Genomic DNA, 15,819 nt, shown 5'->3' with positions numbered 1-15,819 from the left:
CACAACGAGAGTAGACCGTCGGTACGGCCGGGGGAGGCAGAGTGACGAACCGGCCTGACTGCGCGTCATGTTCAGACGGTGACCTCCAGGGTGGAGCCGAGCGGCAGCCACCGGAAGCGGGCGCGGATGTCGGCCGGCGCCCTCGCGAGTTCCGCCTCGATGCGCTCCCGGCCCTCCTGGAAGTGGGACCAGCCCTCGTAGTGGACCGGGAGCGCGGTGTGCGGCCGCAGCAGGCGGCACAGGTCGAGGGCGTGCCGCGCCGTCATGGTGTAGCGGAGCGGTCCGGTCACAGGGAAGCGCACCCCGCCCAGGTGCAGCAGCGCCGTACCCACCTCCAGGCGGCGGCCCACCTCGCGCACGCCGTCGTACAGGACCGTGTCGCCGGAGATCCAGAGGGTGCCGTGCCGCTGGCCGTCCCAGCGCAGGGCGAAACCCGTCACGTCCCCGACGACCGGACGGGACAGGGGCGGGCCGTGGCGGGCGGGTGTGGCGGTGATGTCGATCGGCGGGAGGCCGGGGGAGTGCAGCCGGTGGGTCTGCCACGGTGCGAGGCCGACGGCGTTGCCGCCCAGGCGCCGGGCGCCGGCGGGCGTGGTGAGGACGGTCGTGGCGGAGGGGAGCAGGGCTCGGCCCGCGGTGTCGAGGTTGTCGGCGTGATGGTCGTGGGTGAGCAGGACGGCGTGCAGGGGCGGCAGGTCCGCGGGGTCCACGGCCGGGCCCGCCGTCTTGCGCGAGGAGGTGCCCCGGCCGAACGCGTAGCGGCCGCCCGGCGGGTCGAACGTGGGGTCGGTCAGCAGCCGTCGGCCGGCCACCTCGATCAGCGTGGTCGGGCCGCCGATGTGGGTGATGCGGGCCTCGGTCATACGGGGACTCCTTCCCGGTGCCCGGGGCGGCGGCGCGCCGCCGCCCCGGGAGTGGCGGCTACTGGGCCTTGGCCTGGGCGAGAGCCCAGTCCAGGGCGTGGTCGGCGACCTCCTCCCAGCCGGGCGCCGCGGGCAGCAGGTGCGGCATCCCCGCGAACTCACGGATCTCGGTGACCGTTGCCGACTTGTAGTGCCGGGCGTTGGACTGCTGCACCTTCGGCGGCATCAGGTGGTCCTTCTCGCCGGAGATGAACAGCAGGGGCGCGCGGTCGTCGTTGTGGTAGTCGACGTACGTGCTCTGGTGACCGGGGCGCAGGGTGGCCAGGGCGCTGTCCCAGAAGATCGCGCCGGACGCGGGGATCGCGTACCGCTCGTACAGGGCCCTCGACTCCTCCTCCGGGAAGGTGTTGGTGAAGGCGTAGTGCCACTGGTCGAAGGTCAGACCTACCGCGCGGTGGCGGTTGGCCGGGCTCTTCAGCACCGGGAAGGCCGCCTTGACCTGGGTCAGCGGCACCACCGCGACGCCCTCGGTGGGAGCGGAGTTGATGGCGACGCCGGCGGCGCCGTGACCGCGGTCGAGCAGCAGCTGTACGAACACGCCGCCGGCGGAGTGGCCGATGAGGACGGGCGGCTTGTCGAGCCCGCCGATCAGGGTCTCCAGGCTCTCGACGATCTGCGGGACGGTGACCTTCTCGATGGGCGTGGTGTCGGAGTTGAGGGACTCGACCTCCACCTCGAACCCCGGGTAGGCGGGCGCGAGGACGCGGAAGCCGCGCTTCTCGTAGTGGGCGATCCAGTGCTCCCAGCTGCGTGGGGTCACCCAGAAACCGTGGATCAGGACGATGGTGTCGGGAGTACTGCTCATGGCTTCTCCTCAGAGGTCGGGGAGTCGGGGTCGGGGACTCGGCCGGCGCCTCGACGGCGCACGGCCGGCGCCGGGACCGTGCGTGGCGCGACGGTCAGCGGGTCGCGCGGTACGCGGCCTCGATGTGCCGGACGACGGTGTCCGGGCGGGACATCATCACGACGTGCGAGGCGCCCCCGGCCTCGACGACCTCGCTCCCGGCGCGTTCGGCCATGAAGCGCTGAACGGCCGGCGGGATGACCCGGTCCGCGGTCGCGACGACGTACCAGGACGGCACCGTCCGCCACGCCGGTACGCCGCTCGCGCCGGACAGGCCCCCCACGCTGCCGGGGCGCTGGGCCGTCGCCATGATCCTGGTCTGCGCGTGCGGCAGGTCCTGGGCGAACACGTCGTGGAACTTCGCGGGGTCGATGTACCCGTCCAGACCGGGCTCGGTCGCCCCGGGGATCGGGAAGGGCCGCCCGACGAGGGCGGGCTCCAGCCGGCTGCCGGGGAACTTCCCCGCCAGTTGCAGCGCGCTCTCGCCCTCGTCGGGGGCGAACGCGGCGACGTAGACGAGCGCCTTGACGGCCGCGTGGTCGCGTCCGGCGTTGGTGATGACCTCGCCGCCGTAGGAGTGGCCGACGAGGATGAGCGGTCCGGGGATGGTGTCGATGACGCTGCGGACGTAGGCCGCGTCGCCCGCGAGGTCCCGCAGCGGGTTCGCCGGGGCGATCACCGGGAAGCCGGCCTTCAGCAGCCGGGCCGTGACGGCGCTCCACCCGGAGGCGTCGGCGAACACACCGTGGACCAGCACCACGGTCGGCTTGGCCGCGGACCCGGTGCGGTCGCCCGCGGCGGCGGAGCCGGCGCCGCCGAGGGTGAGGGCGCTGCCCGCCGCGAGCAGTCCGCCCAGGACACGGCGTCGGGGATGGCGTTCGGAGACCATGGAAATGCCCTTTCGGGGTCAGGAGTTGAGGAAGTCGAGGAGATCGGCGCCGAGTTGGTCCCGGTGGGTGTCCGTGATGCCGTGCGGGGCGCCCGGGTAGACCTTCAGCGCCGCGTTCTTGATGCGGGCCGCCGACGCCCGGCCGCCCACCTCGAAGGGAACGACCTGGTCGTCGTCGCCGTGGATGACGAGCGTGGGCACGTCGACCGCGTCCAGGTCGGCGCGGAAGTCGGTGGCGGAGAAGGCGGCCACGCACTCGTAGGCGCCGCGGTGACCGGACTGCATGCCCTGGCTCCAGAAGGCGTCCCTGATGCCCTGGGAGACCTCGGCGCCGGGCCGGTTGTTGCCGAAGAACGGCCCGTCGGCCAGATCGTGGTAGAGCTGCGACCGGTCGGCGAGGGAACCGGCCCGGATCGCGTCGAACACCTCGGCGGGCACCCCGCCCGGATTGTCGTCGGTCCTGAGCATGAACGGTGGTACGGCGGACACGAGGACCAGTTGGGCGACGCGGGCGGTGCCGTGCCGGCCGATGTAGCGGACGACCTCGCCGCCGCCGGTGGAGAACCCGACGAGGGTCACGTCCCGCAGGTCGAGGCTGTCGATGAGGGTGGCGAGGTCGTCGGCGTAGGTGTTCATCTCGTTGCCGTGCCACGGCTGGTCGGAACGGCCGTGGCCGCGCCGGTCGTGCGCGACCACCCGGTATCCGTGGGTGGCGAGGAACAGTTGCTGCGCCTCCCAGCTGTCGGCGTTCAGCGGCCAGCCGTGGCTCAGCACGACCGGCCGCCCCGTGCCCCAGTCCTTGTAGTGGATCCGGGTTCCGTCGGCGGCGTTCACAAAAGGCATGGACTCACTCCCGATCGCGGGGAATTCCGGCACGCCGATCGTTCACCGACGGACGGGTCGCGCGAACCACGTACGGCACGTAGTCATCCGAGCATCGCGCGCGGCAGTTGGCGCCGGGAGGCCACGTCCAGCTTCCGGAACACCTTCCGCAGGTGGTAGTCGACGGTGTTGGCGCTGATGAACAACTGCGCGGCGATCTCGGCGTTGGTCGCACCGCCCGCGGCGAGCCGGGCGACGGCCAGCTCCTGCGGGGTCAGCGGGGAGTCCGACGCGTGCTGCGCCGGACCCGTGTGCTCCCCGGCGGCGGCCAACTCCCGGGCAGTGCGCGCCGCGTAGGCCGTGGCCCGCATCGTGCGGAACAGGCCCAGGGCGGAACGCAGTTGTTCGCGGGCGTCCGCGCGGCGCCTGCGCCGGCGCAGCCACTCGCCGTGGAGCAGGTGCGCGACGGCGAGGTCGGCGTCGGCGCCCGTACCGGACAGCAGCTCCACGGCCCGGCGGTACAGCGCCTCGGCACTCGACGCGGGAGCGAGGAGCGCCTGGGAGCGGGCCAGCACACCCAGTGCCCACGGGGTGCCGGCCGCGCTCGCCCGGTCCGTGAGCGTGCGCAGCACCGCGTCGGCCAGCGGCCGGTCACCGCCGCGGACGCCTGCCTCGACGAGGGAGGGCAGCAGCCGGGAGTGCAGCCCCAGCGTGTCGTGCCGGACCAGCTCGCGTGCGGCGGGCAGGGCGGCGGCGTGATCGCCCCTGCCCAGGGCCAGCACCACCGAGCCGCTCAACGCCAGGGACTCCATCGCGCCGTTGCCGAGTGCCCTCGCTACCTTGAGGGACCGTTCCAGTTGGTCGTCGGCCCGGTCGTCGTTCCCGTGCCAGGCCAGCAGTTCGGGGTTCCGGCAGATCTCCCACCGGGCTCCGCCCAGCCCCGCCGCGGCGCGGATGTGCAGGTTCTCGGCCACCAGGTCGTCGGCCCCGGCCAGGTGTCCGAGCAGGGTCTCGGCCATGGCCGAGCAGAACAGGACGGTGTCGAGGTGCCACAGGGCACCCGTACGGCGGGCGACCGCGTCGGCCCGGCGCAGCAGACGGGTGAGGGAGTCCTGCTCCCAGCCGAGCGTGGCGTACCAGACGCCCAACTGGTAGCCGCGCAGCACGTCCTCGTCCGGGGTGTCCGCAGCCAGCAGCGCGTCCACGGCCTCGCGCAGCCGGGGCACCGCCCGTTCGAACCCGTCGTGCGCGAGTGCGGCGAAGGCGTGCAGCAGCAGAGCGACCGGCTCCCGGGGGCCGGTGGCGGGCAGCCGGGCCCGCACCGCGTCCGCGATCTCGGCGGCCGTCGTGGCCGGCGCCCGATGGCGGGCGGTCAGGGTCCACTGGGCCGCGCGCAGCAGCGCGTCCTGGACCGGTTCGGCAGCACCGGGGCCGACGGTGGTGGCGGCCGCGAGGCACAGGGTCGCGGCCCGGGCGTGGGAGTCGGGCTCGCCCAGGCTGTTGAGGACTCCGGCCCGTACGAGGAGTGCGCGGCCCTTGGCCGAGTCGTCCAGCAGGCCCGTGTCGACGCCGTCCAGCAGCGCCTTCGTCCGGAGCGGGGCACCGGAGGCGAAGGCCGCCTCCGCCGCGGCCAGCAGCCGCCGGGATCGGGACGCGTCGCGCGGTGACAGCTCGGCCGCGCGGGCCAGGAAGGTGGCACGGGCCGCGTGTCCGCCGCGTGCGCCCGCCCGGTCGGCGGCCCGCTCCACCTGGTCGGCGACGACGGGGTCCGGTCCGGTGGCGGCCGCGGCGCGGTGCCAGGCCCGCCGGTCGGCGTCGAAGACGTCGTCCGTCGCCTCGGCCAGGGCGTGGTGGACCCGGCGCCGCTCGACGCTGGTGGCGCCCCCGTACACGGCGGAGCGCACCAGGGGGTGGCGGAACTCTGCGTGGCCGCGCAGCGCCACCAGCCGGGCGGCCTCGGCGGGGCCCGAGGCGTCGGGTCCGGCACCCAGCCGTTCGGCCGCGCCCGCTATGTACCGCAGGGCGCCGGCCGGTTCGGCCGCGGCGAGCAGCAGCCAGACACGGGTCGCGGCGGGGAGATCGCGCACCTGCCGCAGGTAGTGCTCCTCCAGGCCACCGCCCACGGGCAGCGGATCGGGCAGCGCGAGCGCGCCGGAGAGCTGTCCGGGGGACAGTTCCCGGCCGAGATCGGTCAGCGCCAGCGGATTGCCGCCCGTCGCCGACACGATCCGCAGCCCCACCCGGGCGTCCACGGGACCGGCGGCCACCGAGCGCAGCAGCTCCAGCGCGTCCCGCTCGGCCAGCCCGCCGACCTCGGCGACCGGAAGACCCGCCGGAGCGTCGCAGCCGGAGCGCAGCGCGAGGACCATGCCGACGCTCTCGGCGTGCACACGGCGGCCCACGAAGGCCAGCACTTCGACGGAGTCCCGGTCCAGCCACTGGAGGTCGTCCACGCAGGCCAGCAGGGGGCGCCGCTTCGCCGTCTCCGCCAGCACGGTGAGGACCGCCAGACCCACCAGGAACCGGTCCGCGGGCGGCCCGTCCTCCATGCCGCACGCCACGCGCAGGGCCCGGTGCTGCGCCGTCGGCAGCACACCGGGTTCCTTGAGGTCGTCCAGGAAGGGCACCAGCAGCCGCTGAAGCCCCGCGAACGCGAACCCGGCCTCCGCCTCGACGCCGGTCACCCGCAGTACCCGGAGGTCGGCCGCCTCGCCGGCCGCACGGGCGAGCAGTGCCGTCTTGCCTATGCCCGCGTCGCCCCTGAGGACCAGCACACCGCTCAGCCCCCGCCGCAGTTCGGCGAGGAGCCGGTCCAGCCGTTCGCACTCCGCGCTTCGGCCCGTCAGACGCACGCGCCACCCCTCCTCGCTCCCGCAGGGGAACACAAGGCCCGTATCGCCGCAGACCTGTTCTCGGCATGACCATCCATGACGAAGTGCCGCGGCGAAGGGAGCATGGCACGCACCGTCACCTCCGGCTGTGCTGTGCGTGCCAGGGCCTGACACCTGTGTGCCAAGGCGCTCCTTGGACCGTGCTCCGGGCCACGGCGGGACGCTTCGGACCGCGGTCGCGGTCGGATGCTTCAGACCACGGCGGTATGAACCTGCCTGTTACACGCACCTTTGCCGTGCACATCGACCGCGACGGAGACTGCCTCTCGGGTAACCACGGCGTACGGGGGAGGGACAAGGTGCTCGTTCTCGACACCGACACCCTGCCGGTCACCGACCGGCTGGCGGCGCTGCACGCGGCCGTCGCCCGGGAAGGGGGAATCTCCACCGTCCAGGAGCTCGAACCGGCGTCCCGGATGCAGAAACGGCTGGAGGTCTGGAACTTCGGGCCCCTGACCATGTTCGACACCCGCGGTACGGCTGTGCGCTTCGTGCGGTCCCTGCGCCGGGCGCGCCGGGAACTGGCGAACAACGTGTCCTTGATGACACAGCTCGACGGCCACGGCACCGGCGCGTTCGGCTGCAACGGCTACCAACGGCACCTGAGCGCCGACGGGTTGGGCCTGGTGCCGCACATGGCGGCCTCGCACGAGTACGGCTGGGCGGAGAGCGGCCGTTCCATCGCCTTCAGCGTCGACATCGCCGAACTGGGCCTGCCCGTCGACACGGTGCGTGCCGCGGTGCCGCTGATCGGGTACAGCCCGGTCGAGTCCCTGCTGGCGCATCACCTGCGTGCCCTGCACCGGGACGCCGACCGGCTCAGTGCCGGTCCCGAGGCGGAGGCGCTGGCCGCCGCGACCGTGCAGCTCACCCGCGCGCTGATCCTCTCGGTCGCGGGCCACGAGGAGACACGGCGGGAAGCGGCCCGTCACACCCTGCTCACCCGTGTACTCGCCTACCTCCAGGCCCACTTGACCGACCCGGACCTCAGCCCGGCGCGCATCGCGTGGGTGCACGGCATCTCGGTACGGACGTTGTACCGGCTCTGCGAGGAGGGCGGGATCAGCCTCGAACAGTGGATCATCGGGCGCCGTCTGGAGGGGGCCCGCGGCGAACTCGCCGCCACCGACCGGGTCCCGCGCACGATCGAGGCCGTCGCCCGCGCCTGGGGGTTCGGCAACCCCGCCCACTTCACCCGGCGCTTCCGCCGGGCCTACGGCGTCACCCCCGGCGAATGGCTCGCCCAGTCCGCCCAACGAGCCGGGGACGCCTGACGCGCCGGGGCGAACCGGCGCGGGCCCTGCTTCAGGCGATGCGGTGCACCAGCTGGTTCGTCAGCTCGTACCGGGCTCCCACGACGGCGAGTTCACCCGCCGTGACCCTGGCCGCGAGGTCCGGCTCCGCGCCGAGCTGGTCGCGGACCAGCCGTATGTTGGCGTCGATGGTCGCGTCGATCCGCGCCTCGCCCTCCTTGGTGTGATCGATGGCCGGGCTGATCCGGTCGGCGAGGTACTGGATGTGGGCGGGCAGCCGCTCGCCGCTCTCGTCGGCCTCGACTGCGGCCCGCACCGCGCCGCACGACTGGTGCCCGAGCACCAGCACCAGCGGGATGCCGAGTTCGAGCACGCCGTACGCGATGCTGCCGAGCACGGCCTCGTCCAGCACCTCGCCGGCGCTGCGTACGGTCATCAGGTCCCCGAGCCCCTGGTCGAAGACCAGCTCCGGGGGGACCCGGGAGTCGATGCAGCCGAGCACCACCGCGAACGGGTGCTGGCCGGAGACCAGTTCCCGGCGGACGGTGCGCGACTCGTGCGGATGCTCCTCACGGAAGGTGCGCCAACGCGCGTTGCCCGCGGCCAGTTCACGCAGGGCGGCGGCCGGAGTGGCGGGTCGCGGACGTGAGTCGGGGGCCGCGGTCGCGGGGGCGGCTCCGGTGGCGAGGCCCGCGCCGAGGGCGGCGGCTCCGGTGAGCGCGCCGCGCAGGACGAGGCGGCGGGCGGGGTTCGACTCGGCGGGTCGCACGGCGCCCGCGGAAGAATCAGAGGTCACGCACAGAACGTATGTCCGGGGATACGAACATCCGCGCACCCAACCCAATCGTGGCCGGGCCGTGGACCGTCCATGGGGAAGACTTGATCGTCCTTTGGTGGGGGAGGCTCAACCACCCTGCTGGGCAGTCGAGTTGAGGCGCTCACCTCACCTGTGCGGCGATCGCGCGAGCGCAGTCCAGGGACTCGCCGCGCGTGGTGTCCACCTCCACGTCGTACTCCACGCCCTCGTGCACGAGGTCCGCCTGGAGGGCGGCCATCCCCGGTGTGCGGTCGCCCCGGGCGATCTCCCGGCCCGCCGCGACCTCCGCCTCGCACCGGACGGCGACCCACAGCGTCCCGACTCCGCCCAGCGCCTTGCGCCACCGCCGCTGGGACTCGGCCCCGCTCAGGAAGACGTCGTCGACGACGATCCGGGCCCCCGCGCGCGCCGTGGCCGCGACGCCCTCCGCCCAGGCCGCCTGCAACGCCAGGAAGTCGGCGCCGACGCTCACCCCGCCGTCGGCGCCGAACTCGATGCCCCCGTCCGACGACCGCATCCGCGCGGGCAGCGAGTCGACGAAGGTGTCGACCCCGAATGCCAGCCACGGATCGGGCAGCACGGCCTGCAGGCACCGCACGAGACCGGACTTCCCCGAGCTGGAGCCGCCATTGAGAAGGATCACCTGAGTCGTCACCGCGTCACCGTAGGCCGTCGATGCGCGGAGGTGCAGCGAATTTCGGGGGTGTCGGTGCCGACGACCCGCGGACCGGGCCGGTCGGCACCGACGGCCTCCGGACCGCGTCGGTCGGTACCGACCCCCCGACCGGGCTCCAAATCCCGTCGCGCGAGACGATTCCGCCCGGGCAGGCTGCCCCCATGGAACACACGGAAGCGCTGTTGATCGGTGGGCGGGCCGGGGTCGGCAAGACGACGGTGGCATGGGAGGTCTCCGTGCTGCTGCGGGCCGCCGAGGTCGGACACGCGGTCGTCGAGGGCGACTTCATGGGGCAGGTCCATCCGGCTCCGGAGGGCGACCCGCATCGCGCGGAGATCACCGAGGCCAATCTCACCGCCGTCTGGGGCAACTTCGCCCGGCGCGGGTACCGGCGGCTCGTCTACACGAACACCGTGAGCGTGCTGCCCGAGGCGGACGGGATGTTCGGGCGTGCCCTGGGTTCCGGGGCGCGCCTGATCCGGGTGCTGCTCACCGCCTCCGACGCCACGGCCCGCGCCCGCCTGGAAGGGCGCGAACTCGGGTCGGAACTGGAGCCCGAGTTCGAAGCCAGTGTGCGCAAGGCGCGGATGCTGGACGCACGGTCGCCGGCGGCGACCGTACGGGTGACGACGGACGGGCGTACGGTCGCCGACATCGCCCGGGAGGTGGTGTCCGCCACCGGCTGGGTGGATGCGGGACGGGCTCCCGGAGGTGTATAGTCGATCTTGAGCGGGTCACCCCACAGCCGGGGGTGTCCGGCGCTGCGTTGGTGGTCCAAGGAAAGACGCCCCGCTTCCTGCGGGGAAATGCAGGTGCAAGGCCTGCCCGGCGCTCAGAGATGCGGCCCGTCCCCGAAGAGGGGGCGGGCCGCAGTCGTTGCGGGCCCCGCCCGGACGGGCCCGCGCCGGCGCGGGCCGCCTCACACCGGCAGCGTGAACGGCGGGTGTGCCCCGTTGAGGAAGTAGTCGCCGACGTCGCGGAGGCGGTGCGACACCGGCTCGTACAGGCTGTGGGTGCGGGCGTTGCGCCAGAAGCGGTCCAGGCCCAGGCGGGCGGAGGCCGCGCGGACGCCGATGATGTCCAGGGCGCGGGACGTCGACTCGTGGGCGGCCTTCGCGGCGGCCGCTTCGGCGACGGCCACCAGGACCGAGATCTCCGCGCATTCGTCGTAGCTGAGGTCCGCGCCGCGTCCCAGGCCGTGCTCCAGCGCGCCGAGCGCCTCGCCGGCCAGTGCGGAGGCGGAGCGGGTGAGGACGGTCAACTCGCCGTAGGCCGCCAGGGTCTGAGGGTCCTGGGGGGAGCCGGCCGGCCACTCCGGATGCCAGGGCGCGTGACCGGTTCTGTTGTACTCGCGGGCCTCGGCCAGTACGCCCTCCGCCAGGCCGAGGCGCAGCTGGACCGAGATCAGCCGCCACAGCGGCGCGGCCAGCGACGCCGCAGGGGACAGGACGTCGTCGTCGACCGAGAGGGAGCCGAGCACCTCCTCGGCGTCGATCCGGGCACCGTCGAACTCCACGCTCCCGCCGGCCGCGAGCCGCCCGCCGAAGGGGTCGGCGTCGGCGTCGATCCGCACCCCCGGACCGGCCGGGTCGGCCACCACGGCGAGATGCTCGCCGGTGTCCGCGCGGACCGCCCGTACGGCCAGCCGGTCGGCGACCAGCACACCGGTGGCGTAGCTCTGGCGGCCGTCGAGCAGGAATCCGTCCCCCGACGGCGTCAGCGTCAGCCGCGGCTCCTGGCGGGCGACACCCCCGCCCCAGCACCACAGTCCGGCCGCCGACCGGCGCTCGGTGCGCGCGGCGGACGCCGGGTCGGAGAGGAGTCGGGGCGTCCAGCTCAGGACGTAGTGGGAGCCGAGGAGTTGAGCCACGGCCGCGTCCGCGGCGGCGATCTCCCGGACGACCGCGCAGGCCGTGGACCAGTCGGCGCCGCCTCCGCCGAGTCCGGCCGGGACGAGCAGCGTCAGCAGGCCCGCCTCGCGCAGCCGGGACACCTCGTCGAAGGGCGCCTTGCCCGCCTGTTCCCGGGCCACCGCGTCCGTGGCCAGGTCGTCCGCCGTCTCACGGGCGACGCGCAGCCAGTGCGTGCGGTCGGCGCGCTCGATGCGCTCTGTCTCGGACGGGGCAGGGGCGACGCCCATGGAAGGCTCTCCTCAAGGTCGGCCGCACAGTGCGGTCTCGGCGTCGGCGCGCCCGGGTACGAACTTGTAGCCCACGCTGCGCACGGTCACGATCCGGTTCCGGTGGGCCGTGCCCAGCTTCCGGCGCAGCCGGGCGATGTGGACGTCCACGGTGCGGCCGTCGCCCACGTGGTCGTAGCCCCAGATCTCCGCCATCAGCCGTTCCCGCGAGTGCACATGGTGCGGGCGCTGGACGAGATGGGCGAGCAGCGCGAACTCCAGGTAGGTCAGGTCGAGTTCGACGCCGTCCACGGACGCGGCGTGACGCTCGGCGTCGATGCGTACGGCGTCCGCCTCCGGTCGGGTGACGGGGGTCGCGACGGGGCGCACCCCGGCCCGGGCGAACAGCTCGGCGGGGTCGGTGCCCTCGGGCACGAGCACCAGGTAGCCGACGAGCGGCGGGGAGTCGGGGCCGGCGTCGGCGTCCTGCGGGAGGTCGTCCACCAGGCGCAGATGGCGTACGTCGGGCAGCGGTGCGGGAAGTGCGGTGGTCATGGCGTTCGCCCTTCGGAAAGCTGAGGAGGGGGTGACCCCCGGGGAAGGAGCGGAGCGGCGACGCGCGAGGCGTGCCTACGCGGAACAGCAGGCGGCACTGAAGACGTGACCGAAGTCGACGTGCCGACGACGTACGAGTCGTTGCTGTGTGTGGGGCATGGTCACCATCCTGAGCACGGAGAACAGCCGCGTCAAGACTTTCCTAGTAAATCGATAGGGAAAGTAGAGAACGCGCTCTCAAGGGTGGCCGCGGCGGCCGTGCCGTCCAGCGGTCCGCCATCCGGGCGGCGCTTGACGGGAAGCGAAAAGCCCTGCTCAATAGGTTGCATGAACCCTCAGCCGCGCCTGGTCTCCCGCGACCACATCGACTTCGGTCGAGTGTGGTCCGCGGCGTGTTGCGCCTGACGCGGCAGCGGGCCGTCTGACCGGCCCCCGGCTTTCCCGGTGCCCCTTTCGCGGGCCCAGCTCTCTTCCTGTGTGCGGCGTCCGCCGCTTCGGTGACGCCCCACGTCGTCACACCGGTCCCCGTCCCTGACGGTCAGTCATCCATGCCCCCGCGCCGGGCCGTTGTGGCTTCGCCCGGCTACGCATGTCCTTCGAAAGGGCCCCTTGCCATGCCCGTGGCACTCCTCGCCGACGATGTCGCCGAGTACGACGCCGTCCGCGGATCTGCGGTGGTGAACGCATGACCTCCGCACCCGAGTTGACGGTCATTCAGGTCTCGGTCTCCGACCCGCGGGTCGAGCCGCTGATCCGTGAACTGGGCGAGGAGTACTCCAGCCGCTACGGCAGGGACGCCCACGCCGAACTCGCCCGCTACCCCGACGAGGAATTCACCCCCGCCCACGGCGGAGTGCTCCTGCTGCTGCTCGAACACGGCGAGCCCGTCGCGGGCGGCGCCTTCCGCCGGTACGACACCACCACCGCCGAACTCAAGCGGATCTGGACGCACTCCGCCCACCGCGGACGCGGACTGGCCCGCCGGGTCGTCGCCGAGCTGGAGCGCGAGGCGGCCGGCCGCGGGTACCGCCGGATCTTCCTCACCACCGGACCGCGCCAGCCCGAGGCCCGCGGCCTGTACCTGGCCACCGGCTACACGCCCCTCTTCGACACGGACGCCGACCCGGAGTCGATCGGCCCACTGCCCTTCGAGAAGCACCTGGAAGGGGCCCCACGGTGAAGCGCCGTCCCGCGATCGACACCCCGCGGATCCACCCGCCCGAGCACAGGTGACCCATGAGCAGCGACACCTTGACCCAACCCGCGACCAGAGCACCCGAGTTGAAGGTCGTACCCGCCCGCCACCACGCCCGCTGGGCCGCCGCCGTCGCGGTGCTCGTGCTGGCCGCCCAGTTCGTCCACGGGCTGGTCACCAACCCCGTCTGGGAATGGCACGTCGTCGGTGAGTACCTCGTCTCCGAGACGATCGTGCGGGCGGTGTGGGTGACCCTCCAACTCACCGCGTACGCCACCGTGCTGGGCTTCGCGCTCGGCACCGTGATCGCCTTCATGAGGCTGTCGCGCAGCCCGGTCCTGCAGACCGTCGCCTGGACCTACGTCTGGATCTTCCGGTCCATCCCGATGATCGTCCAGCTGGTGTTCTGGTTCAACCTCAGCGCCCTGTACCGGGAGTTGGGTGTCGGCATTCCCTTCGGACCGGTGTTCTGGTCGGTCGACAGCAACAGCCTGATCGGCACCATCGGCGCCGCGGTCATCGGACTCACCCTGCACCAGGCCGCCTATGCCGCCGAGATCGTGCGCGGCGGAGTGCTCGCCGTCGACCAGGGCCAGCAGGAGGCCGCCGCCGCGCTCGGCATCCCCCGGCTCCGGCAGATCCGCCGCATCGTGCTGCCCCAGGCCATGCGCGCCATCCTTCCCACGGCCGGCAACGAGGTCATCGGCCTGCTCAAGGGCACCTCGGTGGTCTACGTCATGTCCATCGGCGAGCTCTTCTACCAGGTACAGGTGATCTACGGCCGCAACGGCCGGGTCATCCCGCTGCTGCTCGTCGCCACCATCTGGTACGTCGTGCTCACCTCGGTGCTGTCGATCGTCCAGTACTACGTCGAGCGGCACTTCGCCCGCGGCGCGAACCGCACCCCGCCGCCCACCCCGCTGGAGCGCCTCCGGCGCTTCGTGGCCGCCGGACGGGCCCCGGGCCCGCGCACCCCGACGGAGAAGGCGCGGCAGAGGACAGGGGAGAAGGCACCGGGGAAGACGGGGGAGAGGGCATGAACGACGTCATGGTCGACGTCAACGGCGTCCACAAGAGCTTCGGCCCGCTGGCCGTGCTGCGCGGGGTCGACCTGCAGGTCCGCGCGGGCGAGGTCACCGTGATCCTCGGCCCGTCCGGATCCGGCAAGTCCACGCTGCTGCGCACCATCAACCATCTGGAGAAGGTCGACCGCGGCCGGATCAGCATCGACGGCGAACTGATCGGCTACCGCCGCTTCGGCGACAAGCTGTACGAACTCAAGGAACGGGACGTGCTCAAGCAGCGCACCGGGATCGGGTTCGTCTTCCAGAACTTCAACCTCTTCCCGCACCTGACCGTGCTGGAGAACCTCGTCGAGGCCCCCGTCTCCGCGCTGCGCCGCCCGCGCGCCCGCGCCGAGGAGAGCGCCCGCCGACTGCTGGACCGGGTCGGACTCGCCGACAAGGCCGACGCCTACCCGCGCCAGCTCTCGGGCGGGCAGCAACAGCGGGTGGCCATCGCCCGCGCCCTCGCCCTGGAACCCAAGGTGCTGCTCTTCGACGAACCCACCTCCGCCCTCGACCCCGAACTCGTCGGCGAAGTCCTGGACGTCATCAAGGACTTGGCCCGCACCGGAACCACCATGATCGTCGTGACGCACGAGATCGGCTTCGCCCGCGAGGTCGCCGACACCGTGGTGTTCATGGACGACGGCGTCGTCGTGGAACAAGGGCCGCCCACGGCCGTCCTGGACGCCCCGCACCACGAACGCACCCGCGCCTTCCTCTCCAAGGTCCTGTGACCCCTCACGTCCCCGCACCATCCCCTCGCACAAGGAGTACAGCCATGCACGCCCCGACCGCCCGCCGCACCGCCGCCGCCGTCCTGGGACTCGCCGCCGCCGTCGTCCTGTCCGCCTGCGGCAACCCGGACGACGCGGCGACGGCCGAGGTGGCCGGCGCGAACGGCGACACCACGAAGATCAACCTCAGCCCCGACCAGAACCGGATCACCACCGAGAAGGTGGAGTCGATAGCCGCGCAGGTCCCCGCCGAGATCCGCGAGAGAGGCACCCTGGAGGTCGTCGACTCCTCCGGCTCCGCCGCGCCGCTGACCTTCTTCGCCACCGACAACAAGACCGTCATCGGCGTCGAACCCGACATCGCCTCCCTGGTCGCCGACGTCCTCGGACTGAAGCTGCGCATCAACCCCGTCTCCTGGGAGAACATCTTCGTCGGCCTGGACAGCGCCAAGTACGACGTCGGCTTCAGCAACATCACGGTCACCGAGGAGCGCAAGGAGAAGTACGACTTCGCCACCTACCGCGAGGACAACCTCGGCTTCGAGGCCAAGAAGGACAGCGGTCTGAAGATCACCGGGCCCGAGGACGTGGCCGGCCTGACCGTGGCCGTCAGCAGCGGCACCAACCAGGAGAAGCTGCTGGTGGAGTGGAGCGAGGAGAACGAGAAGGCGGGCCGCGAGCCGGTCGACATCAAGTACTACCAGAACGAGAGCGACACCTATCTGGCCCTCCAGTCCGGCCGGATCGACGTCTACCTCGGCCCCAACCCGACCGCCGCCTACCACGCCGCCTCCACCGGCAAGACCGAGGTCGTCGGCACCTACTCCGGTGCCGGAGCCACCCTCCAGGGCCTCATCGCGGCCACCACCAAGAAGGACAGCGGGCTCGTCGAACCCCTCGCCGCCGCGCTCGACGAGATCGTCGACAACGGCACCTACGCCAAGGTCCTCAAGCGCTGGGGCCTGTCCGACGAGGCCATCACCGACTCGGAGATCAACCCGCCCGGCCTGCCCAAGACCGCCTCCTGACCCACG

At 72.7% G+C, this 15,819-nt stretch carries 15 protein-coding genes; 6 read left to right on the top strand and 9 right to left on the bottom strand.

Annotation, left to right across the window (positions count from 1 at the left end; translation table 11 throughout):
* Nucleotides 1-71: 71 nt before the first annotated feature.
* From ABT296_RS19215 to ABT296_RS19195, 5 genes are all read right to left on the bottom strand, one after another.
* A complete protein-coding gene (locus tag ABT296_RS19215; RefSeq protein WP_351928772.1) occupies nucleotides 72-863 on the bottom strand; it encodes an MBL fold metallo-hydrolase in 792 nt (263 codons plus the stop codon).
* 58 nt (nucleotides 864-921) lie between these two features.
* The gene (locus tag ABT296_RS19210; RefSeq protein WP_351928770.1) at nucleotides 922-1,728 is read right to left on the bottom strand and encodes an alpha/beta hydrolase; all 807 of its coding nucleotides are present in this window, start codon (nucleotides 1,726-1,728) and stop codon (nucleotides 922-924) included.
* A 94-nt stretch (nucleotides 1,729-1,822) separates the two neighbouring features.
* Nucleotides 1,823-2,656 carry an alpha/beta fold hydrolase gene (locus ABT296_RS19205; RefSeq protein ID WP_351928768.1) on the bottom strand — a complete coding sequence of 278 codons (834 nt, stop codon included), beginning with the start codon at nucleotides 2,654-2,656 and terminating at the stop codon, nucleotides 1,823-1,825.
* An 18-nt stretch (nucleotides 2,657-2,674) separates the two neighbouring features.
* The gene (locus tag ABT296_RS19200) at nucleotides 2,675-3,499 is read right to left on the bottom strand and encodes an alpha/beta fold hydrolase (protein ID WP_351928766.1); all 825 of its coding nucleotides are present in this window, start codon (nucleotides 3,497-3,499) and stop codon (nucleotides 2,675-2,677) included.
* 83 nt (nucleotides 3,500-3,582) lie between these two features.
* The gene (locus ABT296_RS19195) at nucleotides 3,583-6,330 is read right to left on the bottom strand and encodes an AAA family ATPase (RefSeq protein ID WP_351928764.1); all 2,748 of its coding nucleotides are present in this window, start codon (nucleotides 6,328-6,330) and stop codon (nucleotides 3,583-3,585) included.
* A 338-nt stretch (nucleotides 6,331-6,668) separates the two neighbouring features.
* Between ABT296_RS19195 and ABT296_RS19190 the strand changes: the two genes are divergently transcribed.
* The gene (locus ABT296_RS19190) at nucleotides 6,669-7,643 is read left to right on the top strand and encodes a helix-turn-helix domain-containing protein (RefSeq protein ID WP_351928762.1); all 975 of its coding nucleotides are present in this window, start codon (nucleotides 6,669-6,671) and stop codon (nucleotides 7,641-7,643) included.
* A gap of 31 nt (nucleotides 7,644-7,674) precedes the next feature.
* Here the strand turns inward: ABT296_RS19190 and ABT296_RS19185 are convergent, their stop codons facing one another.
* Both ABT296_RS19185 and cpt read right to left on the bottom strand, forming a co-directional pair.
* Nucleotides 7,675-8,418, bottom strand: coding sequence for a carbonic anhydrase (locus ABT296_RS19185; protein WP_351928760.1), 744 nt, complete (start codon nucleotides 8,416-8,418; stop codon nucleotides 7,675-7,677).
* A 142-nt stretch (nucleotides 8,419-8,560) separates the two neighbouring features.
* The gene (gene cpt / locus ABT296_RS19180; RefSeq protein ID WP_351928758.1) at nucleotides 8,561-9,094 is read right to left on the bottom strand and encodes a chloramphenicol phosphotransferase CPT; all 534 of its coding nucleotides are present in this window, start codon (nucleotides 9,092-9,094) and stop codon (nucleotides 8,561-8,563) included.
* Nucleotides 9,095-9,276: 182 nt separating this feature from the next.
* Here cpt and ABT296_RS19175 point away from each other — a divergent pair, with 182 nt between their 5' ends.
* A complete protein-coding gene (locus ABT296_RS19175) occupies nucleotides 9,277-9,834 on the top strand; it encodes a P-loop nucleotide/nucleoside kinase family protein (RefSeq protein WP_351928756.1) in 558 nt (185 codons plus the stop codon).
* Nucleotides 9,835-10,034: 200 nt separating this feature from the next.
* Here ABT296_RS19175 and ABT296_RS19170 read toward each other — a convergent pair whose 3' ends face one another.
* Complete coding sequence (locus ABT296_RS19170) at nucleotides 10,035-11,255, bottom strand: acyl-CoA dehydrogenase family protein (protein ID WP_351928754.1); 1,221 nt, start codon at nucleotides 11,253-11,255, stop codon at nucleotides 10,035-10,037.
* A 12-nt stretch (nucleotides 11,256-11,267) separates the two neighbouring features.
* Nucleotides 11,268-11,789 (bottom strand): winged helix-turn-helix domain-containing protein, encoded by a 522-nt coding sequence (locus tag ABT296_RS19165; RefSeq protein ID WP_351928752.1) that lies wholly within the window; start codon nucleotides 11,787-11,789, stop codon nucleotides 11,268-11,270.
* Between the two features lie 685 nt (nucleotides 11,790-12,474).
* On the opposite strand from ABT296_RS19165, the gene ABT296_RS19160 reads away from it, so the two are divergent.
* Genes ABT296_RS19160 through ABT296_RS19145 form a run of 4 tightly spaced genes read left to right on the top strand, consistent with a single transcriptional unit; the run spans nucleotide 12,475 to nucleotide 15,813 of the window.
* Nucleotides 12,475-12,969: a GNAT family N-acetyltransferase gene (locus tag ABT296_RS19160; protein WP_351928750.1), complete on the top strand. Its 495-nt coding sequence runs from the start codon at nucleotides 12,475-12,477 to the stop codon at nucleotides 12,967-12,969.
* A 56-nt stretch (nucleotides 12,970-13,025) separates the two neighbouring features.
* Nucleotides 13,026-14,024 carry an amino acid ABC transporter permease gene (locus tag ABT296_RS19155; protein ID WP_351928748.1) on the top strand — a complete coding sequence of 333 codons (999 nt, stop codon included), beginning with the start codon at nucleotides 13,026-13,028 and terminating at the stop codon, nucleotides 14,022-14,024.
* The gene (locus tag ABT296_RS19150) at nucleotides 14,021-14,785 is read left to right on the top strand and encodes an amino acid ABC transporter ATP-binding protein (RefSeq protein ID WP_351928746.1); all 765 of its coding nucleotides are present in this window, start codon (nucleotides 14,021-14,023) and stop codon (nucleotides 14,783-14,785) included. The genes ABT296_RS19155 and ABT296_RS19150 overlap by 4 nt, the downstream gene beginning before the upstream one ends.
* Nucleotides 14,786-14,829: 44 nt before the next feature.
* Complete coding sequence (locus ABT296_RS19145; RefSeq protein WP_351928744.1) at nucleotides 14,830-15,813, top strand: ABC transporter substrate-binding protein; 984 nt, start codon at nucleotides 14,830-14,832, stop codon at nucleotides 15,811-15,813.
* Nucleotides 15,814-15,819: the final 6 nt, after the last annotated feature.

This window comes from Streptomyces sp. NPDC000983, from assembly GCF_040299205.1.
Taxonomy (GTDB): Bacteria; Actinomycetota; Actinomycetes; order Streptomycetales; family Streptomycetaceae; genus Streptomyces.
Note: the sequence above shows the minus strand (reverse complement) of the source record. Positions and strands in the feature narration are given on the sequence as shown.

Bases quoted from the DNA above. Each gene is read 5' to 3' on its own strand.
- ABT296_RS19215 (WP_351928772.1), bottom strand. From the start codon at position 863: ATGACCGAGGCCCGCATCACCCACATCGGCGGCCCGACCACGCTGATC.
- ABT296_RS19210 (WP_351928770.1), bottom strand. From the start codon at position 1,728: ATGAGCAGTACTCCCGACACCATCGTCCTGATCCACGGTTTCTGGGTG.
- ABT296_RS19205 (WP_351928768.1), bottom strand. From the start codon at position 2,656: ATGGTCTCCGAACGCCATCCCCGACGCCGTGTCCTGGGCGGACTGCTC.
- ABT296_RS19200 (WP_351928766.1), bottom strand. From the start codon at position 3,499: ATGCCTTTTGTGAACGCCGCCGACGGAACCCGGATCCACTACAAGGAC.
- ABT296_RS19175 (WP_351928756.1), top strand. From the start codon at position 9,277: ATGGAACACACGGAAGCGCTGTTGATCGGTGGGCGGGCCGGGGTCGGC.
- ABT296_RS19170 (WP_351928754.1), bottom strand. From the start codon at position 11,255: ATGGGCGTCGCCCCTGCCCCGTCCGAGACAGAGCGCATCGAGCGCGCC.
- ABT296_RS19165 (WP_351928752.1), bottom strand. From the start codon at position 11,789: ATGACCACCGCACTTCCCGCACCGCTGCCCGACGTACGCCATCTGCGC.
- ABT296_RS19160 (WP_351928750.1), top strand. From the start codon at position 12,475: ATGACCTCCGCACCCGAGTTGACGGTCATTCAGGTCTCGGTCTCCGAC.
- ABT296_RS19155 (WP_351928748.1), top strand. From the start codon at position 13,026: ATGAGCAGCGACACCTTGACCCAACCCGCGACCAGAGCACCCGAGTTG.
- ABT296_RS19150 (WP_351928746.1), top strand. From the start codon at position 14,021: ATGAACGACGTCATGGTCGACGTCAACGGCGTCCACAAGAGCTTCGGC.
- ABT296_RS19145 (WP_351928744.1), top strand. From the start codon at position 14,830: ATGCACGCCCCGACCGCCCGCCGCACCGCCGCCGCCGTCCTGGGACTC.